21 protein-coding genes and 1 pseudogene are annotated in these 25,318 nt (G+C 71.6%); 6 read left to right on the top strand and 16 right to left on the bottom strand.

The window, feature by feature from the left end; all coding sequences use genetic code 11:
• Positions 1–69 precede the first annotated feature (69 nt).
• Positions 70–849 carry a tetratricopeptide repeat protein gene (locus tag EU555_RS16445; protein ID WP_135415935.1) on the bottom strand — a complete coding sequence of 260 codons (780 nt, stop codon included), beginning with the start codon at positions 847–849 and terminating at the stop codon, positions 70–72.
• A gap of 124 nt (positions 850–973) precedes the next feature.
• Positions 974–1,579 (bottom strand): NnrU family protein, encoded by a 606-nt coding sequence (locus EU555_RS16440; RefSeq protein ID WP_135415933.1) that lies wholly within the window; start codon positions 1,577–1,579, stop codon positions 974–976.
• Between the two features lie 101 nt (positions 1,580–1,680).
• Here EU555_RS16440 and EU555_RS16435 point away from each other — a divergent pair, with 101 nt between their 5' ends.
• Both EU555_RS16435 and EU555_RS16430 read left to right on the top strand, forming a co-directional pair.
• Positions 1,681–2,838, top strand: coding sequence for a glycoside hydrolase family 183 protein (locus EU555_RS16435; RefSeq protein ID WP_135415931.1), 1,158 nt, complete (start codon positions 1,681–1,683; stop codon positions 2,836–2,838).
• Positions 2,839–2,906: 68 nt separating this feature from the next.
• The gene (locus EU555_RS16430; RefSeq protein ID WP_135415929.1) at positions 2,907–3,500 is read left to right on the top strand and encodes a hypothetical protein; all 594 of its coding nucleotides are present in this window, start codon (positions 2,907–2,909) and stop codon (positions 3,498–3,500) included.
• Positions 3,501–3,869: 369 nt separating this feature from the next.
• On the opposite strand, the gene EU555_RS16425 is transcribed toward EU555_RS16430, so the two are convergent.
• The 8 genes and pseudogenes from EU555_RS16425 to EU555_RS16390 form a co-directional block, all read right to left on the bottom strand.
• Entirely contained in the window at positions 3,870–4,295 is a 426-nt protein-coding gene (locus EU555_RS16425) for an acyl-CoA thioesterase (protein ID WP_135415927.1), read from the bottom strand.
• 16 nt (positions 4,296–4,311) lie between these two features.
• On the bottom strand, positions 4,312–5,349 hold the full coding sequence (gene truB / locus EU555_RS16420) for a tRNA pseudouridine(55) synthase TruB (protein WP_425375122.1): 1,038 nt from the start codon (positions 5,347–5,349) through the stop codon (positions 4,312–4,314).
• 116 nt (positions 5,350–5,465) lie between these two features.
• Positions 5,466–5,873, bottom strand: a complete 408-nt coding sequence (gene rbfA / locus EU555_RS16415; RefSeq protein WP_425375126.1) for a 30S ribosome-binding factor RbfA — start codon at positions 5,871–5,873, stop codon at positions 5,466–5,468.
• Positions 5,874–6,056: 183 nt separating this feature from the next.
• On the bottom strand, positions 6,057–9,035 hold the full coding sequence (infB, locus tag EU555_RS16410) for a translation initiation factor IF-2 (RefSeq protein WP_135415923.1): 2,979 nt from the start codon (positions 9,033–9,035) through the stop codon (positions 6,057–6,059).
• A 153-nt stretch (positions 9,036–9,188) separates the two neighbouring features.
• Positions 9,189–9,965 (bottom strand): RNA-binding protein, encoded by a 777-nt coding sequence (locus tag EU555_RS16405; RefSeq protein ID WP_135415921.1) that lies wholly within the window; start codon positions 9,963–9,965, stop codon positions 9,189–9,191.
• Between the two features lie 29 nt (positions 9,966–9,994).
• The gene (gene nusA, locus EU555_RS16400; RefSeq protein ID WP_167858566.1) at positions 9,995–11,677 is read right to left on the bottom strand and encodes a transcription termination factor NusA; all 1,683 of its coding nucleotides are present in this window, start codon (positions 11,675–11,677) and stop codon (positions 9,995–9,997) included.
• 72 nt (positions 11,678–11,749) lie between these two features.
• Positions 11,750–12,346 (bottom strand): annotated as a pseudogene (rimP, locus tag EU555_RS16395) (ribosome maturation factor RimP); the annotation flags it as partial.
• Positions 12,347–12,618: 272 nt separating this feature from the next.
• Entirely contained in the window at positions 12,619–13,734 is a 1,116-nt protein-coding gene (locus EU555_RS16390) for an alkene reductase (protein ID WP_135415917.1), read from the bottom strand.
• 101 nt (positions 13,735–13,835) lie between these two features.
• On the opposite strand from EU555_RS16390, the gene EU555_RS16385 reads away from it, so the two are divergent.
• Positions 13,836–14,708 (top strand): LysR family transcriptional regulator, encoded by an 873-nt coding sequence (locus tag EU555_RS16385; RefSeq protein ID WP_135415915.1) that lies wholly within the window; start codon positions 13,836–13,838, stop codon positions 14,706–14,708.
• 4 nt (positions 14,709–14,712) lie between these two features.
• Here the strand turns inward: EU555_RS16385 and urtE are convergent, their stop codons facing one another.
• From urtE to urtA, 5 genes are all read right to left on the bottom strand, one after another.
• Positions 14,713–15,408, bottom strand: a complete 696-nt coding sequence (gene urtE, locus EU555_RS16380; RefSeq protein ID WP_135415913.1) for an urea ABC transporter ATP-binding subunit UrtE — start codon at positions 15,406–15,408, stop codon at positions 14,713–14,715.
• Between the two features lie 15 nt (positions 15,409–15,423).
• Complete coding sequence (gene urtD, locus EU555_RS16375; RefSeq protein WP_135415911.1) at positions 15,424–16,215, bottom strand: urea ABC transporter ATP-binding protein UrtD; 792 nt, start codon at positions 16,213–16,215, stop codon at positions 15,424–15,426.
• A complete protein-coding gene (urtC, locus tag EU555_RS16370) occupies positions 16,212–17,381 on the bottom strand; it encodes an urea ABC transporter permease subunit UrtC (RefSeq protein ID WP_135415909.1) in 1,170 nt (389 codons plus the stop codon). Before urtC ends, urtD begins: the two co-directional genes overlap by 4 nt.
• A gap of 1 nt (position 17,382) precedes the next feature.
• The gene (gene urtB, locus EU555_RS16365; RefSeq protein ID WP_135415907.1) at positions 17,383–18,972 is read right to left on the bottom strand and encodes an urea ABC transporter permease subunit UrtB; all 1,590 of its coding nucleotides are present in this window, start codon (positions 18,970–18,972) and stop codon (positions 17,383–17,385) included.
• 198 nt (positions 18,973–19,170) lie between these two features.
• Positions 19,171–20,457: an urea ABC transporter substrate-binding protein gene (gene urtA / locus EU555_RS16360; RefSeq protein WP_135415905.1), complete on the bottom strand. Its 1,287-nt coding sequence runs from the start codon at positions 20,455–20,457 to the stop codon at positions 19,171–19,173.
• Positions 20,458–20,717: 260 nt separating this feature from the next.
• Between urtA and EU555_RS16355 the strand changes: the two genes are divergently transcribed.
• From EU555_RS16355 to EU555_RS16345, 3 genes are all read left to right on the top strand, one after another.
• Entirely contained in the window at positions 20,718–22,382 is a 1,665-nt protein-coding gene (locus tag EU555_RS16355; RefSeq protein WP_135415903.1) for an alpha-amylase family protein, read from the top strand.
• Positions 22,383–22,544: 162 nt separating this feature from the next.
• Complete coding sequence (locus EU555_RS16350) at positions 22,545–22,883, top strand: type II toxin-antitoxin system PrlF family antitoxin (protein WP_135415901.1); 339 nt, start codon at positions 22,545–22,547, stop codon at positions 22,881–22,883.
• A complete protein-coding gene (locus EU555_RS16345) occupies positions 22,880–23,407 on the top strand; it encodes a type II toxin-antitoxin system YhaV family toxin (RefSeq protein ID WP_135415900.1) in 528 nt (175 codons plus the stop codon). The genes EU555_RS16350 and EU555_RS16345 overlap by 4 nt, the downstream gene beginning before the upstream one ends.
• A gap of 28 nt (positions 23,408–23,435) precedes the next feature.
• Here the strand turns inward: EU555_RS16345 and EU555_RS16340 are convergent, their stop codons facing one another.
• Positions 23,436–25,286, bottom strand: a complete 1,851-nt coding sequence (locus EU555_RS16340; protein WP_135415898.1) for an ABC transporter ATP-binding protein — start codon at positions 25,284–25,286, stop codon at positions 23,436–23,438.
• Positions 25,287–25,318: the final 32 nt, after the last annotated feature.

Raw genomic sequence — 25,318 nt, 5'->3', positions numbered from 1 at the left:
GGCACGCCGCGAGGCGCGCCGCCCTCAACGGTGATGATGCGGGGCAAACACGCCCCGCGCTACGGGAGTTCAGCGCGTCGCCTCGCCGGGGGTCTCCGGCGCCTCGGGGGCGGCGGGCTCGGGCGCGGCCGGCTCGGGCAGCCCGAGCACCGGCGGCGGCGGGGCGGCCGGGGGCGCGGGCGCCGCCTCGCTCACCTGCACCGGGCCGCCGGCCACCAGGGCGACGTAGATCTCGAGGCGCTGGCGCAGGCCCGCGGGGGTCTCGCGGTCGGCGGCGATCTGGTCGAACCAGCGGCCGGCCCCCTCGAAATCGCCCTTCTTGAGCGCGACGAGGCCCAGGGTCTCGCGGGCGGTGTGGCGGAAGGCGCTCGAGGGCGCCGCGAGGCTCTGGAGCGTGTTGAGCGCGGCCGCATCGTCCTTGTCGACGAGGAGCAGCGCCCCGCGCAGGCGGGCGAGGTCGCGCAGCCCCTGGCCCGCCGCAGCGTCGTCGGCGATCGCCGCGTAGGCCTTGGCGCCGGCGGCCGGATCGGCCTTGCCGGCCTCGGCGGCAGCGCGCAGGCGCGCCAGCAGGCGGTAGCCGAACGGCGCGTCGGCGACGACGCCCGCGAAGGCCTTCTCGGCATCCTCCGGCGTGCCCTCCTTGGCGCGGCGCAACGCCTCCTCGAAGCGCAGGCTCGCCGCCTCGGATTGCTGGGCCTGCGCGTGCTGCCAGTAGCGCCAGCCGCCGACGCCCAGCACCACCAGCACCGCGAGGCCGATGAACACGCCGCTGTAGCGCGACCAGAGCTGCGCCAGGCGGTCGCGCCGGTACTCCTCGTTGACCTCGCGGATGAACTCGTTCTCGCTCATGATATCCGGGCTCGCCGCCACCCACGACCAGAGGGGCTCTCCGCCGCGACCGTGCGACAGGGCCGGTCGCGTAGCACAGTCCCGGCGAGAAGTCAGGCCTGGCGAGAGATCCCGCGGGACGCGGTCAGGCCTGGCCCGGCCAGACCGCGACGCCGATGAGCCAGGGGTGCAGCACCCGCGCGAACACGAACCAGGCCGCGACCCCGATCACGACGGCGAGCGCGTCGTTGCGCCAGCCCGCCGGCGCCGCGGCGGGCCCGGCAAGGGGGCCACCATGCGGCTTCACCTCGTCGCGGCGCTTGGCGCTGATGCGGGCCATGACCGCCCAGGCCAGGAGCGCCCCGAACAGGACGATCGAGCCGAGGTCGCCGTTGGCGAGGAGATGCGCGGTGGCCCAGATCTTCACCCCGAGCAGCATCGGGTGCTTCAGCCGCGCCTTGATCCGCCCCGGCAGGTAGGCGGCGACGAAGGAGATGAAGGCGAGGAGGACCAGGAGCAGGGCGAGATGCCGGGTCCAGACCGGGGGCGACCAGACCTCGATATAGCCGTTCGCCCGGTACTGGCCATAGCCGATCGACAGGACCACGAGGCCGAGGAGCGAGGCGAGGGAGTAGCCGATCTTGTAGGGCCCCTCCCCCACCCGCTCGATCAGGGCGGCGCGGGGCCCGCGCAGCATCGTGAAGCCGTGGGTGCCGAGGAAGAGCACGAGGCCGGCGACCAGGAGGAGCATCGGGGAGAACCCTCGGGGGATGGCGGCCGATCCGACGGACCGCCGAAAGCAAGCCTCAAGCACTCTGGGGCAGGCTCGCGCGCCAAGTCCAGGGATGCCGCATGCCCTTCCGCCTCCTCTTCGCGTGTCTCTGCGTCGCGGCCGTGACGGTCCGGCCTGCCGCGGCCGAGCCGCCGCTCTCGGCCCTGACCCTCGTCGGCCCCCCCCGCACCGTGTTCAAGGCCGGCCGCGACGCCTGCGACGGGCACGACGTGCCCGACGCTCCCGCGCGGGCCCTGCGCGAGGCCGACGGCGGCGTGGCGTTGTTCGGGATGCATTACCGCAACCGGGCCTTTCGCGGCCGCGACTTCGACAGCCTGAAGCTCGATTGCCGGGTCGTGCTCGACTCCGCCCTCCGGCCCGAGCCCGAGGCCTTCGACGACCGCACCTGGATCACCGCCACCTGGACAGAGGACGGCCGGAGGGTCGAGGCGCTGCTGCACGAGGAGTACCACGCCGACACCCACGACCGCTGCCGCGCCACCGGCACGCTCCCCTGCTGGTACAACGCGGTGCTGGCCGCCCGCTCGGACGACGGCGGGCGCAGCTTCACCCGCACCACGCCCCCGACCGTCGTGGCGGCGCCGCCGTTCCGCCAGGAGGTCGGGCAAGGCCGCCACCGGGGCTTCTTCAACCCCTCGAACATCTTTTCCGACGGGCGCTACCGCTACTTCTACGCCTCGACCACCGGCTGGGACGGCCAGCCCTTCGGTGTCTGCCTGTTTCGCAGCGACGACGTCTCGGACCCCGCCCGCTGGCGCGCCTTCGACGGGAAAGCCTTCACCGCCCGTTTCCCCAACCCCTACCTGAAGGGCGCGAAGCCGGTCGGTCCCTGCGCCCCGGTCGCGCCCTTCCCGGCGCCGGTCGGGTCGGTAAGCCGCCACCGCGGCAGCGGCGCCTGGATCGCGGTGTTCCAGGCCGCCGCCGGCGGCGTCTTCCCGCGCTCGGGCCTGTACTGGAGCACGTCCCGCGACCTCCTGGCCTGGGACGCGCCCCGCCTCCTGATCGCCGGGCCGACGCTCTACGACGATCCCTGCACGGCCGGCGGCGACCTTATCAGCTATCCCTCTCTCATCGACCCCGAGGCGCCGGGCCGCAACTTCGACACCGTCGGCGACACGGCGATGCTCTACTACGCAACGCTCAGGACCAAGGGCTGCGAGGTGACCTCGGAGCGCGACCTCGTGCGCCGGCCGGTGGCGATCAAGGTCTGGCCGTGAGGCCGGCTGGCCATCCACCTCACGTTAGGTCAGGATGCCGAAGCGGAAGGGGATTCGGGAGAGCGGCGATGCGGTGGCGGGCGCTGGCGGCGGCGGGGATGATCGCGGGGGCCGGCCCGGCGCCGGCCGGGGCGATGAGCCTGTCGGAGACCGGCGACAGGATCACGCTCGCGGGCTCGATCGTCCCGGGCGACGGGGAGGCCTTCGCCCGCTTCCTCGCCGGGCCGCATGCCCGGCCCCTGCGGGTCGTCTACCTCGACAGCGGCGGCGGCAAGGTGCTGGAGGGGATCGCCATCGGCCGGGCGATCCGCCGGGCCGGCCTGGCGACGGCCGTCGACGCCCATGCGGCGCGGTGCGACAGCGCCTGCACGCTGATCTTCGCCGGCGGGGTGCGGCGCCACTACGTCCACGGCGAGGACGTCTACGAAGGGATGTCCGGCCGCACCGGCCTCGGCTTCCACACGGCGCACCGTCCGGGCAACCGGATCGAGGCCAGCACGCTCAACGAGCACGGCACCGACACCATGCGCCGCTTCTACGCCGAGATGGGCCAGCCCGGGGCCGCGACGCTGGTCGACAAGGCGGCGTTCAACACCCTCTACCGCCCCTCCGGCAGCACGGCGCTCGGCCTCGGCATCGCCACGAGCCTGCAGGCGCCGTGACGGGGAGGCGTCACCGTGGACGAGATCGTGGAGAGGGCCTTGAGGGAGGACGAAGCTCGTCGGTCAGGCCGGAAGGGGCCTGTCGATTGATCCTCCCCCAAGGGCAGGGCTATCCGGGGAAAGGAAGAGGCACGTCTCCCCTCTCCCGTGTGGGAGAGGGGCCGGGGGTGAGGGTGGCACGCTGCCGTATAATGCGCTGAGCGTGGTGCTGGCAGCGTGACGCTCAGAGCTTGATCCTGGAGCGTGTCACCCTCACCCCTACCCCTCTCCCGCACCTTGCAGCGATACCGGGCAAGCCCGGCATCGCCTGGAGAGGGGATCCCGCGCTTGATTCTAAAAGGGATTTTTCACTGACGGGCCGTACCGGCCTCACGCGTCCTCGACCACCATCCGGGCCGCCGCCTCCCCCGCCGCCCCCAGAGCCGTCGGCCGCCGGGTATCCTTGGCGAGGAGCACGCAGATCGACTCCGCCTCGCCGGCCACGGTGTCGCCGGTGAGGATCCGGTGGCGGAAGCTGAGCGAGGTGCGCCCGGCCCGGGCGAGCCAGGTCGCGGTGCGGACCCGGCCCGGATAGTGCAGCTCGGCCCGGTAGTCGATGACGAACCGGGCGATGACGAAGAAGGTGTCGGGCGCGAGCAGCGGCGTCAGGTGGTCGGCGAAGAACTGCACCCGGCCGCTCTCGCAGAACGCCGCGAAGACCGCGTTGTTGACGTGGCCGTTGGCGTCCGTGTCGCGGTAGCGCAGCACGTCCTCGCTCCACAGCACCCGCGGATCATCCTCGAGCCGGTTCGTCATCGCCCATCGTCCTTCTTCAGCCGTTGCGCGGGGCGGTGCCGCCGAGGTGGAAGACCCGGTGCGGCACCAACTCGCCGCGCTCGACGTCGCCGACCGCCACCAGCACGCCGCCGCAGGTCGCGTAGGCCTTGCCCTCGGTGGGGGCGTCGCGCCCGCGCAGGATCACCGGCTGGCCGCGCATCAGGCGCATCGCCATGTCGCGGGAGACCGGCACGTGCGGCACTGCGTCGAGCGCGGTCTCGACCGGGCGCAGCACCGCGGCATTGGCCTCGGCCTCGGCGGCCTCGAGCGCCCCGATCGTGCAGGACTGGTCCTCCGCGAAGGGGCCGACGCGGGTGCGGCGCAGGGCCGAGACGTGGCCGTAGCAGCCGAGCGCCCGGCCGAGATCGCGGGCGATGGCGCGGACATAGGTGCCCTTGCCGCACTCGGCCTCGATCACCGTGCGCTCGGGCGTGTGAGCGACGATCGCGAGCCGGTCGATCTGCACGGGCCGGGCGACGAGCTCGACCACCTCGCCGTCGCGGGCGAGGTCGTAGGCGCGCTCGCCCTGGATCTTGATCGCCGAGTAGCGCGGCGGCACCTGCTCGATCGCGCCGACGAAGCGCGGCAGCATCGCCTCGACCTGCTCCTGCGTCGGCCGCTCGTCCGAGGTCGCGACCGGGCGCCCCTCCGCGTCGTCGGTGTCGGTCTCGACGCCCCAGCTCACCGCGAAGACGTAGGCCTTGCGGCCGTCCATCACGAACGGCACCGTCTTGGTCGCCTCGCCGAGCGCGATCGGCAGGATGCCGGAGGCGAGCGGGTCGAGGGTGCCGGCGTGCCCCGCCTTCTTGGCGTTGAGCGCCCGCTTGACCGCCGCGACCGCGTGGGTCGAGGTCATGCCGACGCCCTTGTCGAGGATCACCCAGCCGCTGATCTCGCGGCGCTTGGGCCGGTCGCCCGGCGGCCGGCCGCGGCCGCGCGGCCGGTCGGGCCGCGGACCCTCCTGACGCGGCGCGCCCTCGCGCGCGGGGCGGGCGGCCGGCGGCTCTGCGGGCTGGTCCTCGTGCATCGTCATCCTGTGTCCGTTCTCGAACGGCGGCCGCCGCGGGCCTCCCGCCCGCATCCGCCCGTGCCGATCCTTCTGGGGCTCAAGTCGTCACCCGGGCGCCGGTTCGGCGCGCCGGTGCGGCGTTATTCCTCGGCGTCCGGCTCGGGCCCGAGGTCGCGCTGGACCTTCTCGCTGCGCAGGAGCGCGTCGATGCGGGCCGCCTCGTCGAAGGTCTCGTCGCGGCGGAAGCGCAGGTCGGGGGCGAATTTCAGCGCCACCCGGCGGGCCACCTCCTGGCGCAGGACCTTCTTGTTGCGCTCGAGCGCCTCGATCACCGGGCGCTCGTCCTGACCGCCGAGCGGCATCACGTAGGCGGTGGCGAGCTTGAGGTCCGGCGACATCCGGACCTCCGGCACGGTGATCACGTGCTGGCTCAGCACCGGATCCTGGATGTCGCCGCGGCTGAGCACCTCCGCGAGGGCGTGACGCACGAGTTCGGCCACGCGCTGCTGGCGCTGCGACGGGCCGGCGGATTCCTGGGGTTTGCGCACCATCGTCTCTCCGGGCTCGGACCGGGCCGCGGGGCGGTCATCCGGGTCTGGCCTTGCGGCCGTTCCGGCCCTCGCGGCTGTCATCCTGAACCGACGAGCCCGGGACGCTGGCGTCCCGGGCTCGCGGTCGTCTCAAGGGCCGCCGCCAGGACGGCGGACGGCCGATGGCAGCGGGGTTAAGCGTCAGAGCGTGCGGCGCTCCTCGTGAACGATGTAGCACTCGATCACGTCGCGGGGCCGCATGTCCTGGTAGTTCTCGAAGGCCATGCCGCATTCCTGGCCGGCCGCCACTTCCTTGGCGTCGTCCTTGAAGCGCTTGAGCTGCGAGAGCTTGCCCTCGTGCACCACCACGTTGTCGCGGATGAGGCGGACATGGGCGCCGCGCTCGACCCGGCCGTCCTCGACCCGGCAGCCGGCGATCTTGCCCACCTTCGAGACGTTGAAGATCTCGAGGATGCGCGCCTCGCCCAGGCGCTCCTCGCGGAGCGTCGGCGGGAGCAGGCCCGACATCGCCGCCTTCACGTCATCCACGAGGTCGTAGATGATGTTGTAGTAGCGGATCTCGACGCCCGCCCGTTCGGCGGCCTCTCTCGCCTCCTTGTGGGCGCGGACGTTGAAGCCGACCACGACCGCACCCGAGGCCTGGGCCAGGGTGATGTCCGACTCGGTGATGCCGCCGACACCCGTGTGCAGGATGCGGGCCGCCACCTCGTCGTTGCCGAGCTTCTCGAGCGCGCCGGCGATCGCCTCGACCGAGCCCTGCACGTCGCCCTTGACGACGAGCGGGAACTCCTTGCGGCCGGCGCCCTCCTTGAGGTCGCGCATCATGTCCATCAGCGAGCGGCCGGCGCCGGTGCCGGTGGCCGCCGCGCGCTCGCGCTTCACGCGGGCACGATACTCGGTGACCTCGCGGGCCCGGGCCTCGTTCTCCACCACCGCGACGCGGTCGCCCGCCTCCGGCGTGCCGTTGAAGCCCAGCACCTCGACCGGCACCGACGGAGCCGCCTCCTTGATGTTGCGGCCGGTATCGTCGACGAGGGCGCGCACGCGACCCCACTCGGCGCCCGCCACCACGATGTCGCCGGTATGCAGGGTGCCGCGCTCGACGAGCACCGTCGCCACCGGGCCGCGGCCGCGGTCGAGCTTGGCCTCGATCACCGTGCCTTCCGCCGACCGCTCGGGATTGGCGCGCAGATCCAGGATCTCGGCCTGGAGGGCGAGGCCCTCCAGGAGGTCGTCGAGGCCGTCCCGGGTCTTGGCCGAGACCTCGAATTCGAGGGTCTCGCCGCCCATCGACTCGACCTGGATGTCGTGCTGCAGGAGCTCGGTGCGCACCCGCTGCGGGTTCGCGTCGGGCTTGTCGATCTTGTTGATCGCCACGATCAGCGGCACCTCGGCCGCCTTGGCGTGGGAGATCGCCTCGATCGTCTGGGGCATGACGCCGTCATCGGCCGCCACCACCAGCACGACGATGTCGGTCACCCTGGCGCCGCGGGCGCGCATGGAGGTGAAGGCGGCGTGGCCGGGGGTGTCGATGAAGGTGATCTTGCCGCCCGACGGCGAGGTCACCTGGTAGGCGCCGATATGCTGCGTGATGCCGCCCGCCTCGCCGGAGACGACGTTGGCGTTGCGGATCGCGTCGAGCAGCGAGGTCTTGCCGTGGTCGACGTGGCCCATGATGGTCACGACCGGCGGACGCGGCTGGGTGTCCTCGTCGGTATCGGGCTCGTCGAACAGGCCCTCCTCGACGTCCGACTCCGCGACGCGGCGCACGGTGTGGCCGAGTTCCTCGGCGATGAGCTGGGCGGAGTCCGAGTCGATCACGTCGGTGATCTTGTGGATCTGACCCTGCTTCATCAGCATGCGGATGACGTCGACCGCCCGCTCGCTCATCCGGTTGGCGAGCTCCTGGATGGTGATCGTCTCCGGGATGACCACCTCGCGGGCCAGCTTCTCCTTCTGCTCCACCTGGCGGTGGCCGGTCAGGCGCTGGTTGCGGCGGCGGAACGAAGCGAGCGAACGGGTGCGCTCGTCCTCGCCCGAGGTCGCCGTCGCGATGGTCAGGCGGCCGCGGTTGCGGTCGCCGCCCGGCGACTTCGGCGTCTTGGGCGGGGTGATGACCTTGAGCGGCATGCCGGGACGGCGGATCACCCGCTTGGTCTCGGTCTCCTCCTCCGCCGCGGCCGGACGGCCGGTGGCGGGCCGCGCCGTCGCGGCGGCGCCGGTCGCGGGCTTGGCCGCCGCCGCGGGCTTGGCCGCATTCGGCTGCTCGGGCTTGGCGGGCTCGGGCTCCGGCTTCGGAGCCGGCCGGGCCATGAAGTTCAGGTCGCGCGGCTTGCGGGCATCGGCCGTCAGCGTGCGGCGCGGCTCGGCCGGGGCGCTCGGACGGGTGATGCCGGCGGACGGGGCCGGGCGGGCGCCGGCGGGCGCGGCCGGACGCGGGCCGCCGCCGGCCGGAGCGGCCGGACGGGCACCGGCGGCGGGACGCGCGCCGGCCGGAGCGGCCGGACGGGCCGCTCCCACGGCGGCGGCCGGACGGGCCGCCGCCGGAGACGCCGGACGCGGAGCCGCGGCGGCGGGCGCCGCGGGGGCGGCCGGAGCCGCAGCAGCAGCAGAAGCGCGCGCCGCATCCTCCTGGGCGCGGCGCTCGGCCTCCTCGGCGGCACGGCGCTTGCGCGCCTCCTCCTGACGGCGACGCTCTTCCTCTTCGTGCTTGCGCGCCTCGGCGGCCTCGCGCTCGCGGGCCTCGGCGGCCTCGCGCTCGACGCGGCGCTGGGCCTCCTCGGCGGCCCGGCGGCGCTCGTCCTCCTCGCGACGCTTCGCGTCCGCGAGGGCGGCCATGCGGGCACTCTGCTCCTGGTCGCTCAGGGTGCGCAGCACGACACCGGACCGCGCGGCGGCCGGGCGCTCCTGGCGCGGCGCGCCCGGACGGCCCTGCCCCTGGGGAGCGGAGCGAGCCTGGCTCGGCGCCGCTTCCTTCGGCGCGGCCGGGGCCGGCGCGCCGCCGACGCGACGTTTCACCGTCTCGACCACGACCGACTTCGAGCGGCCATGGGAGAAGCTCTGGCGCACCGTCCCCTGCTCGATCGGACGCTTCATCGACAGCGTCTTCGAGGGACCGGTGTGCAACGTCTTGTCGCCCGGATTCTTCGTCTCACTCATTCAGTTCAGACCCTGGGGGTTCTCATCCGTCCCGGGACCCGGCCTCCCGGGGGCCGCCTCCCATCGTGTTCCCGGGAGCGCACCCGCCATCGGGCCGATCCCATCACATTCACTCAACCGCCGGCCTCCGGGGGACCGGTCCGCACCGATGTCTCAACCGTCCTGGACAGCGCCCGGGAGCGCCGCGTCGGGGCCCGTGGGCTCCGTTCCGGCGGTCCCCGGCGTCGCCGCCTCGCCGCGGAAGACGTGGAGCCGACGCCAACGCGCGAGCAAGCCGGCAGTGCCGGCTCCCGCGACGAGGGCAGCGTGTATCACATGATCCCGGCCCAAGGCCATGTCCAATTCTTCACCGGACAGGTCGTCGAGCACCGGGATCCGCGATATGGCATCGCCGTAGCGCCTTCGCAATGCCTGGGCGAGCTTGCGGCGCCCGTCCGGGCTCGCATCGCTGGCATGGACCAGGGCCGCGATGCCGGCGGGGCTCTCCACCGCGCTCTCGACCTTGGTGAAGCCGGTGACGACGCAGCCGGCCTTGTTGGCGAGCGAGAAGGCCTGGCGCAGGTCCTCCCGCAGGCCCGCCTCGATCACATCCGCGAGATCGGGCGCGACGAGCACGCCCTTCTGCGCGAGATCGGGCGCGGCGGTCACCGCGCCCTTCTGCCGGAAGGCGCGCTGAAACAGGCGCTTCCTCACCGCCTCCGCCACCGCCGCCCGGGTCGCCGTGACCCAGGCGCCGCGGCCGGGGAGCCGGGCGCGCAGGTCGGGCACAACCTGGCCGTCGGGGCCGAGGGCGAAGCGGATCATCCGCTCGGGGCTGCCGGCCTGGCGCGTCACCAGGCAGGTGCGCTCCGCATGGGCGCGGCCGCGCCCGGCGCCGGCATCGAGGATGCCCGGCGGCAGATCGTCCGTCCCCTGCGCGTCGTCCTGCATGGCCGCGCCTCTCTCCCCCGCCGCCGGCCTCAGGTCGGCTGACGCTCGGCGGTCGCGGCGGCGCCCTCCTCGACCGGCACCGTCCCGTGCTCCTCGCCCTCGTGCGACGGCTCGCCGTCGGCCGTCTCGTCACCCTCGCCCTCGGGCGCCTCCTCGGCCGGGGGCGCCTCGACCCAGCCGGCATGGACGCGGGCGGCCATGATCATCGCCTCGGCCTCGGCGCGCGACAGCTCGAAGCCGTCGAGGTAGCCGGCATGGCGCACCGCCTCGGCCCCGCGCCCTTCGGTGTAGCCGACGAGGTCGTCGGTGGCGCAGCCGGCGAGGTCCTCGACGGTCTTCACGTCGTTCTCGCCGAGCGCGACCATCATCGGGGTGGTGACGCCGTCGATCTCGCGCAACTCGTCGGCGACGCCGAGCTCGATGCGGCGGGCGTCGTTCTCGGCCTCGATGCGGTTGAGGTAGTCGAGGGCGCGGGCCTGGATCTCGGTGCCGGTCTCCTCGTCGAGGCCCTGGATGTTGGCGAGCTCCGCCGGCTCGACATAGGCGATCTCCTCGACCGAGCGGAAGCCTTCGGCGGCCAGCAGCTGGCCCACGGTCTCGTCGACGTCGAGGGCCTGCATGAAGGCGTTGGTGCGCTCGACGAACTCCTTCTGCCGGCGCTCGGATTCCTCGGCCTCGGTCAGGATGTCGATGTCCCAGCCGGTGAGCTGGGAGGCGAGCCGCACGTTCTGGCCGCGCCGGCCGATGGCGAGCGACAGCTGGTCGTCGGGCACCACCACCTCGATGCGGTCGGCCTCCTCGTCGAGCACCACCTTGACCACCTCGGCCGGCTGCAGCGCGTTGACGATGAAGGTCGCCTGGTCCTGCGACCACGGGATGATGTCGATCTTCTCGCCCTGCAATTCACCGACGACCGCCTGGACGCGGGAGCCGCGCATGCCGACGCAGGCGCCGACCGGGTCGATCGAGGAATCGCGCGAGATCACCGCGATCTTGGCGCGGGAACCGGGGTCGCGGGCGACCGCCTTCACCTCGACGATGCCGTCGTAGATCTCTGGCACTTCCTGGCCGAAGAGCTTGGCCATGAATTGCGGATGCGAGCGCGAGAGGAAGATCTGCGGGCCGCGCACCTCGCGGCGGACGTCGAACAGGTAGGCGCGGATGCGGTCGCCGGGGCGGAAGGTCTCGCGCGGGATCGACTCGTCGCGGCGCACGATGCCCTCGCCGCGGCCGAGATCGACGATGACGTTGCCGTACTCGACGCGCTTGACGAGGCCGTTGACGACCTCGCCGATGCGGTCCTTGTACTCGTCGTACTGGCGGTCGCGCTCGGCGTCGCGGACCTTCTGGACGATCACCTGCTTGGCCGACTGGGCGGCGACGCGGCCGAAATCGAAGGGCGGCAGGGTGTCGGAGATCACGTCGCCGACCTGGGCGGCCGGGTTGTGGCGGCGCGCCGCGTCGAGGTCGATCTCGCGGGCGTCGTTCTCGACCTCGTCCACCACCAGGAGGTGGCGCGACAGGCGCAAGGCCCCGGTGCGGGGATCGATCTCGGCATGCACGTCGGTCTCGGCGCCGTAGCGCGAGCGGGCGGCCTTGGCGATCGCCTCCTCCATCGCGCCGATCACGATGGCGCGGTCGATCACCTTTTCGCGGGCGACCGCGTCGGCGATCTGGAGGAGTTCGAGCCTGTTGGCGCTGACGACGGCCATCGGTTCTGTCCTTCCTGTTTGGGATTTCGTCTAACGGTTGCGGACGATCTTCTAGTGGGTGACGGACGGGCTCGCGCCCTCGTCCTCGTCATCCTCGTCGTCGTCCTGCGGCGGGGCCGAGCCGCGCCGCAGGGATTCGCGCACCAGGGCGTCGGTGAGGACGAGGTGGGCCTCGCCGATGTCGCGCAGGGGCAGGTCGTAGGAGGACGGGGTGCCCTCCTTGGCGTCGGGCAGGTCGATGCGGACCGTGTCGCCCTCCGGTGCCCGGATGATGCCGCGGAAGCGCTTGCGGCCGTCCATCGGCACCGAGAGCTCGACCTTGGCCTCGTAGCCGGCCCAGCGGGCGAAGTCGCCCGCCCGCACCAGCGGCCGGTCGATGCCCGGCGAGGAGATCTCGAGGTAGTAGGCGCCGCCGATCGGGTCGTCGACGTCGAGGATCGGCGAGATCGTGCGGCTGACGGTCTCGCACTCGTCCACCGACATGGTGCCGTCCGGCCGCTCGGCCATGATCTGCACCGTGCAGCCGTTCTGGCCGGTGACGCGCACCCGCACGAGGCGGAAGCCGAGGCCCTCGATCGCGGGCTCGATGATCTGCGCGACGCGAGCGGCGATGCCGGTCTCGGTGATGAGGCGCTTCTCGGCCGGGTTCTGGTCTGGGGCGTCGGTCATGGTGTCGAAGAGCCGTGGGGTCGAAGAGCCGTGGCGCGGTCCCGCGACGGGGAGGCGATCTGGCGTTCGGATCGCGCCCGGGGAGGCTCGCGGCAATAAAAAAGAGCGGGCCCCGGGGGGACCCACTCCCGCACCGCAGCCTCATCGGCCACGAACAGAACTGATGAGGCGGAGATAATCCGGCCGCGCGCGAAATGCAAGCCGCGCGCGACATGCAGGTCGGCCGTCGTCCGGCGCCCCTCCTCCCGCCGGAGAGGTGCCGGACGGGGATGTCAGCCGGCGAGCGCCGGGTAGTCGGTGTAGCCGCGCGCGTCGCCGCCGTAGAACGTCGCCCGGTCGTAGCGGTTGAGCGGCGCACCCTGCCGCAACCGCTCGGCCAGGTCGGGATTGGCGATGAACAGGCGCCCGAACGCGATGGCGTCGGCCCGGCCCTCGGCGATCGCCGCGCCGGCGGTGTCGCGCACGTAGCCGCCGGCGGAGATCACCTTGCCGCCGAAGGCCGCCTTCACCCGCGCGGCGGCGTCGGGCGCGTCGGGGTCGAGGGCGTTGACGTCGCTGTTCTGGTCGGCGCGGGGCTCGACCACGTGGAGATAGGCGAGGCCCCGCGTGCCGAGCTCCGCCGCGACGTGGTCGAACAGGGCGCCCGGATCGCTGTCGCGCATGGCGTTGAAGCTGCCCCAGGGCGAGAGCCGCACGCCGATCCGGTCGGCGCTCCAGGCCTGCGCCGCGGCATCCACCACCTCGAGCAGCAGCCGCGCCCGGTTGGCGATCGGGCCGCCGTAGCGGTCGGTGCGGGCGTTGACGCCGTCCTGCAGGAACTGGTCGAGCAGGTAGCCGTTCGCCGAGTGGATCTCGACCGCGTCGAAGCCGGCGGCCCGCGCGTTGCGCACGGCCTGCGCGAAGCCCGCGACGATGCCGGGGATCTCGGATTCCTCCAGGGCGCGAGGCGTCTCGAACGGCACCGGCCGGCCGGTCGCGTCCATGTGGCCCATGCCGGTCACCGGCTGGGCCGAGGAGGAGACCGGCGTCGCGCCTCCGGGCTGCATCGAGGAATGGGAGACGCGGCCTGTGTGCCAGATCTGCGCCGCGACCAGCCCGCCGCGGGCATGGATCGCCTCGGTGACCCCGCGCCAGCCGGCGATCTGCTCCTCGCTGTAGAGACCCGGCGCGCCCGGATAGCCGCGGGCCTGCTCGCTGATGTCGGTCGCCTCGGTGATGATCAGTCCGCCGCGGCTGGCGCGCTGGCCGTAATAGGTGGCGTTCAGCGGCACCGGCACGTCGCCGGGGCGGCGGGCGCGCAGGCGGGTGAGCGGCGCCATCACCACGCGGTGGGCGAGCGACAGGGCGCCGAGCCGGACGGGCTGGAACAGGGGATCGTGAACCGACACGGGATGCTTCTCCGGGCGTGACGGGGCCGAGATGGCGGATCGCGCGCCGGGGGTGTAGTGCCGGGCCGGAGCAGCCGGCTTACCGGGAAGCGTTATAATCCATGGAGACCCGCGACCTCGCGGTGCTGGCGGCGGCGGCCGGCGCCGGCAGCCTCTCGGCGGCGGCGCGCCGCCTCGGCCTGACCCCGATGGCGGCCTCGCGCCGCCTCGCCGCCCTGGAGCGGGAGTGCGGCGCGCGCCTCCTGCACCGCACCACCCGCTCGGTCTCGCTCACCGCGGAGGGCGAGGCGCTTTTGCCCTATGCCCAGGCGATGCTGGAGGCCGAGGAGGCCGCCCGCGCCGCCCTCGCCCCCGGCCAGCTCTGCGCCACCGGCCTCCTGCGGGCGACGGCGCCGGCCGCCTTCGGGCGCAAGGTGGTGGTGCCGCTGATGCCGGGCCTGCTCGCCGCCAACCCGGGCCTGCGGGTCGACCTCCAGCTGAGCGACACGGTGGTCGACATCGTCGGCGAGGGGTTCGACGTCGCGGTCCGGATCGCCCCTTTGCGGGATTCCGGGCTGATCGCCCGGCGGCTCGCCCCCAACCCGCGCCTGCTCTGCGCGAGCCCGGCCTATCTCGCGGAGCGGGGGGCGCCGGCCGCGCTGGCGGATCTCGCGGGGCACGATTGCGTGCGCCTCACCGGCGTGACGCACTGGCCGTTCCGCGCCGGCACGGCGTCCCGCAACGTCCGGATCGACGGACGCTTCTCGTCGAGCAGCATCGAGGGGGTGCACGAGGCCTGCCGGCGCGGGCTCGGCCTCGCGCTCCTGTCCTACTGGGACGTGAAGGACGAACTGGCGGCGGGTCGCCTCGCCAGCGTCGCCCTCGGCGATGCCGAGCCGCAGGACCTGTCGATCTGGGCCCTCTACCCCACGGCGCGCTACGCACCGCCGAAGCTGCGGGTGTTCCTGTCGGCGCTGGAGCGGGGACTGGCGTGAGGGGTCACACCGAGAGCCAGCGCCGGACCTGCGCCTCGACCATGCCCGAGCGCGGCCCGGCCTCGACCACCTGGCCGCGATCCATCACCGCGTAGGAATCGCACAGGTCGCGGGCCCACTCGAAATACTGCTCGACCAGCACGATCGCCATGTCGCCCTTGCCCCGGAGGTAGTCGATCGCCCGGCCGATATCCTTGATGATCGAGGGCTGGATGCCCTCGGTCGGCTCGTCGAGGACGAGGACGCGGGGGCGGGTGACGAGGGCGCGGCCGATGGCGAGCTGCTGCTGCTGGCCGCCCGAGAGGTCGCCGCCGCGCCGGCCCAGCATGTCCTTGAGGACGGGGAAGAGGTCGTAGATCTCAGCGGGCACGTAGCGGTCGGCGCGCTTGCACGGCGCGAAGCCGGTCTCGAGGTTCTCCTTGACGGTGAGCAGCGGGAAGATCTCGCGCCCCTGCGGCACGAAGGCGATGCCCTGGCGGGCGCGGTCATAGGGGGCGAGCCGGCTGATGTCGCGCCCGTCGAGCTTGACCGCCCCTTTCGAGACCGGCTGCTGGCCGACGATGGCGCGCATCAAGGAGGTCTTGCCGACGCCGTTGCGGCCGAGCACCGCGGTGACCTTGCCGAGCTCGGCCTGGAGCGAGACGCCGCGCAGGGCCTGCGCCGCGCCGTAATGGAGATCGATGGTCTCGACGGAGAGCATGTCAGACAAAGATCCTCAGCGGCCGAGATAGACCTCGACCACCCGCGGGTCGGCCGAGACGGAATCGATCGAGCCCTCGGCCAGCACCGCGCCCTCGTGCAGGCAGGTGACGCGGCACTGGAGGGCGCGGACGAAGTGCATGTCGTGCTCGACCACGATCACCGCGTGGTCCCGGGCGATGCGGCGCAAGAGCGTCGCGGTCGCCTCGGTCTCGGCGTCGGTCATGCCGGCGACCGGCTCGTCGACGAGGAGGAGCTTCGGGTCCTGCGCCAGCAGCATGCCGATCTCGAGCCATTGCTTCTGGCCGTGCGAGAGGTCGGCGGCGGGGCGCGCCCGGTGCGGGAGGAGCCCCGTCGTCTCCAGGATCGCGTCGATGCGCTCGCGCTCGACCCGGTTGCGCCAGCCGAACAGCGAGGCGGTCGCGGCCCGAGGTCCCTTGAGCGCCAGCAGGATGTTGTCGGCGACCGTGTGGCTCTCGAACACCGTCGGCTTCTGGAACTTGCGGCCGATGCCGAGCTCGGCGATGGCCGCCTCGTCCATCCGCCTCAGGTCGTGCACGCCGTCGAAGATCACCTGGCCGGTATCGGGCCGGGTCTTGCCGGTGATGCAGTCCATCATCGTGGTCTTGCCGGCGCCGTTCGGACCGATGATCGCCCGCATCTCGCCGGGCATCAGGGTCAGGGACAGGCCGCGCAGGGCCCGGTAGCCGTCGAACGTAACCTTGATGTCGTCGACGTAGAGCAGGGCCTGGGTGAGGCGCTTCTCGTGGACCGGGTCGGAGGTGGGCAGGGCGATCGCCGCGCTCATGATCCGCGGCCCTCCTCCGCGAGTGCAGGTGGGATGTCGCCGGGCTTGGGGCCGGGCAAGGAACCGGAAGACTTGCGGGCCTTGGCGCGGCGCGAGCCGAGCCGCTCGGTCAGGGTGCCGAGGATGCCCTTGGGCAGGAACAGGGTGACGACGACGAAGAGGGCGCCGAGCGCGAAGAGCCAGGCATCCGGCATCGCGCCGGTGAGCAGCGTCTTGGCGTAGTTGACCAGCACCGCGCCCAAAGCCGCGCCGACCAGCGTGCCGCGGCCGCCGACGGCGACCCAGATCACCGCCTCGATCGAGTTGGCGGGGGCGAACTCGGACGGGTTGATGATGCCGACCTGCGGCACGTAGAGGGCGCCGGCGACGCCCGCCATCATGGCGGAGACCGTGAAGGCCAGGACCTTGTAGTGCGCCGTGCGGTAGCCGAGGAAGCGGGTCCGGGATTCCGCGTCGCGGATCGCGATCAGGACCTTGCCGAAGGCCGAGGTCGTCATGAAGCGGGCGACGAGGTAGGCGAGGCCCAGCGCCACGGCGGTCAGCACGAACAGGACCACGCGGGTGCCCTGCGCCTGCACGTTGAAGCCCAAAATGTCCTTGAAGTCGGTGAGCCCGTTGTTGCCCCCCAGCCCCATGTCGTTGCGGAAGAAGGCGAGCATCAGCGCGAAGGTCATCGCCTGCGTGATGATCGACAGGTAGACGCCGGTCACCCGCGAGCGGAAGGCGAGCCAGCCGAACACGAAGGCCAGGATCCCCGGCACCAGCAGCACCATCACGGCCGCGAAGGGAAAGAGATCGAAGCCGTGCCAGTACCAGGGCAGCGACTTGTAGTTCAGGAAGACCATGAAGTCGGGCAGGATCGGGTTGCCGTAGACGCCCCGCGGCCCGATCTGGCGCATCAGGTACATGCCCATCGCGTAGCCGCCGAGCGCGAAGAACGCGCCGTGGCCGAGCGAGAGGATGCCGCAATAGCCCCAGACGAGGTCGAGGCTGAGCGCCAGGATCGCGTAGGCGAGGTACTTGCCCATCAGCGAGACGGCATAGGTCGGCACGTGGAGGGCGGAGCCCGGCGCGGTGAGCAGGTTGAGGGCCGGCACCACGATGCAGGCCGCCGCGATGACGGTGAGGAAGATCCAGCCGGGCTTGTCGATGCGGGAGAGCAGCATGTCAGGCCTCCACCGCCCGGCCCTTGAGCGCGAACAGGCCGCGCGGCCGCTTCTGGATGAACAGGATGATGAAGACGAGGAGCAGGATCTTGCCGAGCACCGCGCCCGCATAGGGCTCGAGGAACTTGTTGGCGACGCCGAGCGTCAGCGCGGCAACCAGCGTGCCCCACAGGTTGCCGACGCCGCCGAACACCACCACCAGGAACGAGTCGATGATGTAGCCCTGGCCGAGATTCGGCGAGACGTTGTCGATCTGCGACAAAGCCACCCCGGCGACCCCGGCGATGCCCGACCCGAGGCCGAACGTGAAGGCGTCGATCCAGGGCGTGCGGATGCCCATGGCGGCGGCCATGCGGCGGTTCTGGGTGACGGCGCGGGTCTTCAGGCCGAAGGGGGTGGCCTTCAGGATCAGGTTGAGGGCGACGAAGACGCCCAGCGCGAAGACCACGATCCACAGGCGGCCCCAGGTGATCGACAGGCCGAAGAGATCGAAGGCGCCGGACATGTAGGACGGCGCGCCGACCTCGCGGTTGGTCGGGCCGAAGACCGAGCGCACCGCCTGCTGCAGGATCAGGCTGATGCCCCAGGTGGCGAGCAGGGTCTCGAGCGGCCGTCCGTAGAGGTGGCGGATGACGCTGCGCTCGATCAGGATGCCGACGGCGCCGGCGACCAGGAAGGCGAGCGGGATCGCGATCGGCAGCGACCAGTCGAACAGGCCGGGGGCCTTCTGGCGGATCAGCTCCTGCACCAGGTAGGTGGTGTAGGCGCCGAGCATCACCATCTCGCCATGGGCCATGTTGATGATGCCCATCACCCCGAAGGTGATGGCGAGCCCGATGGCCGCGAGGAGCAGCACCGAGCCGAGGGAGACGCCGTACCAGGCGTTCTGCACGTTCGCCATCAAGGCCTGGCGGGTCTCGATGCCCGAGACGCCGCGGGCGGCGGCGTCGCGCACGCCCTGGGACGCATCGCCCGAGAGGCCGCGCAGGATGGCGAGGGCGTCTGAGTCGCCCCGGGCCTGAAGCGTGTCGACGGCGGCCAGGCGCTCGATCTCGGGCGCGCCGGACTTGGCCAGCACCGCCGCGGCGCGGGCCTCCTGCAGGCTGCGCTTGACGCCCGCATCGGTCTCGCGGGCGAGCGCAGCGTCGAGGGCCGGAAGGGCGCCGGCGTCCCGGGCCTTGAACACCGCGTCGGCGGCGCTCCGGCGGGTGGCCGGATCGGGGGCGAGGAGGTTCAGGGTGCCCAAAGCCGCGTCGATCGCGCGCCGCACCCGGTTGTTGACCCGCACGGGCTTGAGGCCGTCGGGCGCGACCGCGGCGCCGGTGCGGGCGTCGGTGACCTTGGCGCCGTCCTTGATCGCCAGCGCCTTGTCGTCCGGGCGGTAGAGCAGGCGGTTGTCGGCGAGCGCGCGCAGCACCGGCCCGGCCTTCGGGTCGCCGGTCGTGGCGAGGCCCGCGATGCCGGCCTCGATGTCGGAATAGCTGTCGCTGGCGAGCCGCGCATAGGCGGCGTCGGGCGCGGTCTGCGCGGCGGCGGGCAGGGCCCAGGCAGCGCAGCAGAGCGCGAGGAGAAGGACGAGGCAGCGGCGCATTCAGGGCTGTCCGGGGCAAGGTGCCAACATTCCCCTCTCCCGCGTGGGAGAGGGGTTCAGGGGTGAGGGTGCTACGGTTCTGGGTCTGGCTTGGAGCGTCGAGCTGCCAGCACGACGCCCAGTGCCTGACTCAGAACCGGAGCACCCTCACCCCCTGCCCCTCTCCCACACGGGAGAGGGGGGGATTGCGCTGGACGATTACGCGCCGCCGCACTTCTTGGTCTTGGTGTTGTAGTTGCCGCAATTGAGCTTGACCCAGTCGGCCTCGAGGTCCTTCGAGCCGTCGAGCTGCTTCGACCAGGCCTCGCCGGGGATCAGGCCGTCGGTCTTCCACACCACGTCGAACTGGCCGTTGTCCTTGATCTCGCCGATGAAGACGGGCTTGGTGATGTGGTGGTTGGCCAGCATCTCCGAGGTGCCGCCGGTCAGGTTCTCCTGCTTGGTGCCCGGCAAAGCCGCGATCACCTTGTCGGGATCGACGGTGCCGGCCTTCTCGACCGCCTTCACCCACATGTTGAAGCCGACGTAATGGGCCTCCATCGGGTCGTTGGTGACGCGCTTCGGATTCTTGGTGTAGGCGTGCCACTTCTCGATGAACGCCTTGTTGGCCGGCGTGTCGATCGACATGAAGTAGTTCCAGGCCGCCAGGTGGCCGAGCAGCGGCTTGGTGTCGATGCCGGCCAGCTCCTCCTCGCCGACCGAGAAGGCCACGACCGGGATGTCGGTCGCCTTGATGCCCTGGTTCGCCAGTTCCTTGTAGAACGGCACGTTGGCGTCGCCGTTGATGGTCGAGACCACCGCGGTCTTCTTGCCGGCCGAGCCGAAGCTCTTGATCGCGGCGACCCGGGTCTGCCAATCCGATTGGCCGAACGGCGTGTAGTTGATCGAGATATCCTCGGGCTTGACGCCCTTGGCCTTGAGATAGGCCTCGAGGATCTTGTTGGTGGTGCGGGGATAGACGTAGTCCGTACCCTCCAGCACCCAACGCTCGACCTTCTCCTCCTTCATCAGGTAGTCGACGGCCGGGATCGCCTGCTGGTTCGGCGCGGCGCCGGTATAGAACACGTTGCGCTCGCTCTCCTCGCCCTCGTACTGGACGGGGTAGAACAGGATCGAGTTCAGCTCCTTGAACACCGGCAGCACGGACTTGCGCGACACGCTGGTCCAGCAGCCGAACACCGCCGAGACCTTGTCCTTGGCGATCAGCTCGCGCGCCTTCTCGGCGAAGAGCGGCCAGTTCGAAGCCGGGTCGACGACCACCGCCTCGAGCTTCTTGCCGAGGATGCCGCCCTTCTTGTTCTGCTCCTCGATGAGCATCAGCATGACGTCTTTGAGCGTCGTCTCGGAGATCGCCATCGTGCCCGAGAGCGAGTGCAGGATGCCGACCTTGATGGTCTCCTGCGCCGAGGCGACCGTGCTCGCCAGCGTGCCGAGCGCCAACCCGCCCGCGACCGTGGCGCGCGAGAGCCAACCCTTCCACGTCATGTTCATCGTCTCCCTGGGCCGGTGCGGCCTGCAGCGGTTCCGCAAAGGACGTGCCAAGGCAGGTCGCGAAAAAGTTCCCCAAGGACCCGGCTCAAATTCTGGGCATCCGCCGGGTTTCGGCGGCATCTGCCCGATTTCCGCCGCCATTGCTGCCCGGCAGAGAGGCACGATGCCCTCTCGCGCGCCAAAGCTACGCTTCGGAGGAGTTTGCCCTAGATGCCGTGATGGGTCGGCATCGTCGAGGCTTGGGGAGGACCGGGGTGATCGAGGACCTCTGGTACAAGAACGCGGTCATCTACTGCCTCTCGGTCGGCTCCTTCATGGATGCCAACGGTGACGGGATCGGCGACTTCGAGGGGCTGGAGCGGCGCCTCGATTATCTGCTCGGTCTCGGCGTCACGGCGATCTGGCTGCATCCGTTCCAGCCCTCGCCCGGCCGCGACCACGGCTACGACGTCGCGGACTACTACGGCGTCGACCCGCGCTACGGCACGCTCGGCGACTTCGTCGCCTTCACGCACGCCGCCAAGCAGCGCGGCATGCGGGTGCTGATCGACCTCGTGGTCAACCACACCTCCGACCAGCATCCGTGGTTCCAGGCCGCCCGCTCCGATCCGAACGCCCGCACCCGCGACTGGTACGTCTGGTCGAAGACCAAGCCGCCGCATGCCGACCAGGGCATGGTCTTCCCGGGCGTGCAGAAGAGCACCTGGACCTACGACAAGGAAGCGGAGGCCTGGTACTTCCACCGCTTCTACGACTTCCAGCCCGACCTCAACACCGCCAACCCGCACGTCCAGGCCGAGATCCTGAAGATCATGGGGTTCTGGATCCAGCTCGGCGTCTCGGGATTCCGGATGGACGCGGTGCCGTTCGTGATCGCCGAGAAGGGGCCGGAGGTCTCGGGTGAACCGCGCGAGCAGTTCGAGCTCCTGCGGCTGTTTCGCGAGTTCCTGCAATGGCGCCAGGGCGACGCGATCATCCTGGCCGAGGCCAACGTCCTGCCGCGCCAGGACCTCGACTATTTCGGCGACGACGCCGACCGCATGCACATGATGTTCAACTTCCAGGTCAACCAGGCCTTGTTCTACGCCCTGGCCTCGGCCGATTCGCGTCCGCTGGTGAAGGCGCTGCGGAAGACCTGGAACCGGCCGCCATCCGGCCAGTGGGCGATCTTCCTGCGCAACCACGACGAGCTCGACCTCGGCCGGCTGACCGAGAAGCAGCGCCAGACCGTCTTCGACGCCTTCGGGCCCGATCCCGACATGCAGCTCTACGGCCGCGGCATCCGCCGGCGCCTCGCGCCGATGCTCGGCGGCGACCGGCGCCGGATCGAGCTCGCCTACAGCCTGATGTTCACCCTGCCGGGCACGCCGGTGCTGCGCTACGGCGACGAGATCGGCATGGGCGACGACCTCTCGCTGCCGGAGCGCGACTGCGCCCGCACGCCGATGCAATGGTCGCACGAGCCGCAGGGCGGCTTCACCCTGAGCGACCGCCCGGACTCGCCGCCGATCCACGAGGGCGCCTACGCCTTCGCCCATGTCAACGCGGCGGCGCAGCGCTGCGCGCCGGAATCGCTCCTCAACTGGATGGAGCGGGTGATCCGCATGCGCAAGGAGGTTCCGGAGATCGGCTGGGGCGACTTCACCACCATCGAGACCCGCGACCCGAGCATCCTCGCCCTGCGCTACGACTGGCGCAACAATTCGGTCCTGTGCCTGCACAACCTCGCGGCCGAGCCCAGGGAGATCACCTTCGCCACCGGCCTCGACGGCGACGGCCGCAACCTGATCGACCTCCTCACCGGCCAGCGCAGCCTGGCCGACGACGACGGCCGCCACTGCGTGCTGCTGGAGGGGTACGGGTACCGGTGGTACCGGGTGGGGGGCCTGGATTACCTGCTGCGGCGGAGCGAGATCTGAGGACGTCGTCGCCCTCGTGATCCGTATGGGGAACGAGCCCAGGACCGCGACAACGGGCGAGCCGGGATGTCTGCGCGAAGAGCCCCCGGACGCCACCGGAGGGGCGGCCTGGCCTTGACTGACAATGCAAATGCATTACCCCTGCGGTCCCGGGAGATGCCGATGAGCAAGACCGCCGAGATCCTTGAGATTCCTGCCACGATCACCGCGCGCGGCCAGACCACGGTGCCGGCCGCTGTCCGGCGGATGCTGGGCGTGGGCAAGTCCGGACGCATCGTGTTCCGTGGATTGGCGGACGGCACCGTGGTCATCGCGAAGGCGGATGCCCCCGTCGAGGAGGATCCGGCACTCCGCCCGTTCCTGGCGCTGCTGGAGCGCGACCTGATGGAACGACCGCAGGCCGTCGCACCCGTCGGCGAGGATCTGTACCAGCGTGCCCTCGCCCTTACGTCAGGCGTCGAGGTCGATCTCGATGAGGCCCTGTCGGACGACGAGGAGTGAGCGATTCGCCTCTGACGATCGACGGCTGGGCGGTCTACGCGCACCCGCTGTTCCTCGATCAGCTCGAAGGCCTCGTCGCCGAGGCCGCGAGGGTGAAGGGAAAGAATCCGGAGGGCTACACCGGGACGCGGGCGGCCAAGCTGCTCGCAGCGGTTCTCAAAGTGGCGTTCGAGATCGTCCCGGCCGACCCCGCGCGGCCCGAATACCGGCAGGGCACGACGCTCGGGCCCGAGTACAAGCATTGGTTTCGTGTCGAGTTCCTGCAGCAATACCGGCTGTTCTATCGCTACCGCGATACGGCCGCGCACAAGGTTATCATCCTGGCCTGGGTCAACGACGAGCGCACGTTGCGCGCGTATGGCAGCCGATCGGACGCCTACGCGACCTTCCGCAGGATGCTCCAGCACGGGAACCCGCCGGACGATTGGACCGCGCTCATGGAAGCCGCGAGCACCAGAACCGCGCGGGACCGCCTCAAGCGATCCCGCCCGAGCACTGGATCTCGATCCGAGCCGGAGGCGTAACGGAGCAGCGCGGCGGTTCGCGCCCCCTTCACGCCACCGCCGCCATCCCGGCCGGCGCCTCCCATTCCGGCCCCCAGACCTGCACCACGTGGCCGGGGGAGACCTCGCGGTAGAGCCGCTCGGGCGGGACGTAGTCGACCGGGCGGATCGGGCTCTTGATCTCGTCGCTGCGCACCGCGTGGAGCTGGCGCCGGCGGCCCGGGTCGGGGACCGGGACGGCCGCCATCAGCTTCTTGGTATAGGGGTGCTGGGGGGCGCCGAAGATCGCCGCCCGGGGGCCGATCTCGACGATCTCACCGAGATACATCACGGCGACCCGGTGGCTCACCCGCTCCACCACCGCCATGTCGTGCGAGATGAACAGGTAGGCGAGGCCCAAGGACGCCTGCAGGTCGAGCATCAGGTTCACCACCTGGGCCTTCACCGAGACGTCGAGGGCCGAGACCGATTCGTCGGCCACGATCAGGCGGGGCTCCACCGCGAGCGTGCGGGCGATGCAGATGCGCTGGCGCTGGCCGCCGGAGAATTCATGGGGGTAGCGCCCGGCCATCTCGGGCTTCAGCCCGACCCGGCGCAGCAGGTCGGCGGCGCGAGTCCGCGCCTCGGCGCGCGAGCACAGGCGGTTGATGAGGAGCGGCTCGGCGATCGCGGCGCCGACGCTCATGCGCGGGTCGAGGCTGGCGAAGGGATCCTGGAAGATCATCTGCATGCGCCGACGACACGCGCGCAGGGCCGAGGGCGGCAGGCCGAGCACGTCCTCGCCGTCGAGGAGCACGGAGCCGGCCGTCGGCTCGATCAGCCGCAGCACCGAGCGGCCGGTGGTGGACTTGCCGCAGCCCGATTCGCCGACGAGGGCCAGGGTCTCGCCGGCACGGACCGCGAACGAGACGTTCTCGACCGCGTGGACCCGGCCGCGCACCCGCGACAGCAGGCCGCCGCGGATGTCGAAGCGGGTGGTGAGGCCCTTGACCTCGAGCACCGGGCGCTCGCCCTCCCGCACGGTGTCGGGGAGCGGCACGGCCGCCTCGGGCTCGCCGGTGGCGCGGTCGACGATCTCGAAGCGGGCCGGATGGGGCCTGCCCTGCATCGCGCCGAGGCGCGGCACGGCAGCGAGGAGCGCGCGGCTGTAGGGGTGGACCGGGCGGCGAAAGATCTGCTCGGTCGCGCCCGCCTCGACGGCGCGGCCGTCGACCATCACCACGGTGCGGTCGGCGATCTCGGCCACCACGCCCATGTCGTGGGTGATGAACAGGACCGACATCCCCTCCTCCTCCTGGAGGAGCTTGATCAGGTCGAGGATCTGGGCCTGGATCGTCACGTCGAGCGCCGTGGTCGGCTCGTCGGCGATGAGGAGCTTCGGCCGGCAGGCGAGCGCCATCGCGATCATCACCCGCTGGCGCATGCCGCCGGAGAAGCGGTGGGGATAGTCGTGCACCCGCGAGGCGGCGGCCGGGATCCGGACCTTGTCGAAGAGCCGCACGGTCTCGGCCTCGGCCTGGGCGCGCGACATCCCGCGGTGCAGCCGCAAAGCCTCGCCGATCTGGAAGCCGACGGTGAGCACCGGGTTGAGGCTCGTCATCGGCTCCTGGAAGATCATCGCGACGTCGTCGCCGCGGATGCGCCGCATCTCGGGATCGGGCAGCTGGAGCAGGTCGCGGCCCTGGAGCAGCACGCGCCCGCCGGTGCGGGTCGCGTCGCGGGGCGTCAGCCGCATGATCGAGAGCGCCGTGACGCTCTTGCCCGACCCGGACTCGCCGACGAGGGCGACGGTTTCCTTGGGGCCGATCTCGAACGAGACGCCGTGCACCACCGGGCGCCAGGTCCGCTCGGAGCGGAACGCGACGGTGAGGTCCTGGACCGAGAGGATCGGGGTGGTCATGGCGGGCTGCCGTGCTCACGCAAGCTCCCACC

The sequence above is a fragment of the Methylobacterium nonmethylotrophicum genome (genome assembly GCF_004745635.1).
Lineage (GTDB): Bacteria > Pseudomonadota > Alphaproteobacteria > Rhizobiales > Beijerinckiaceae > Methylobacterium > Methylobacterium nonmethylotrophicum.
The sequence above is the reverse complement of the archived record's forward strand: the minus strand, read 5'-3'. Positions and strand labels throughout refer to the sequence as shown.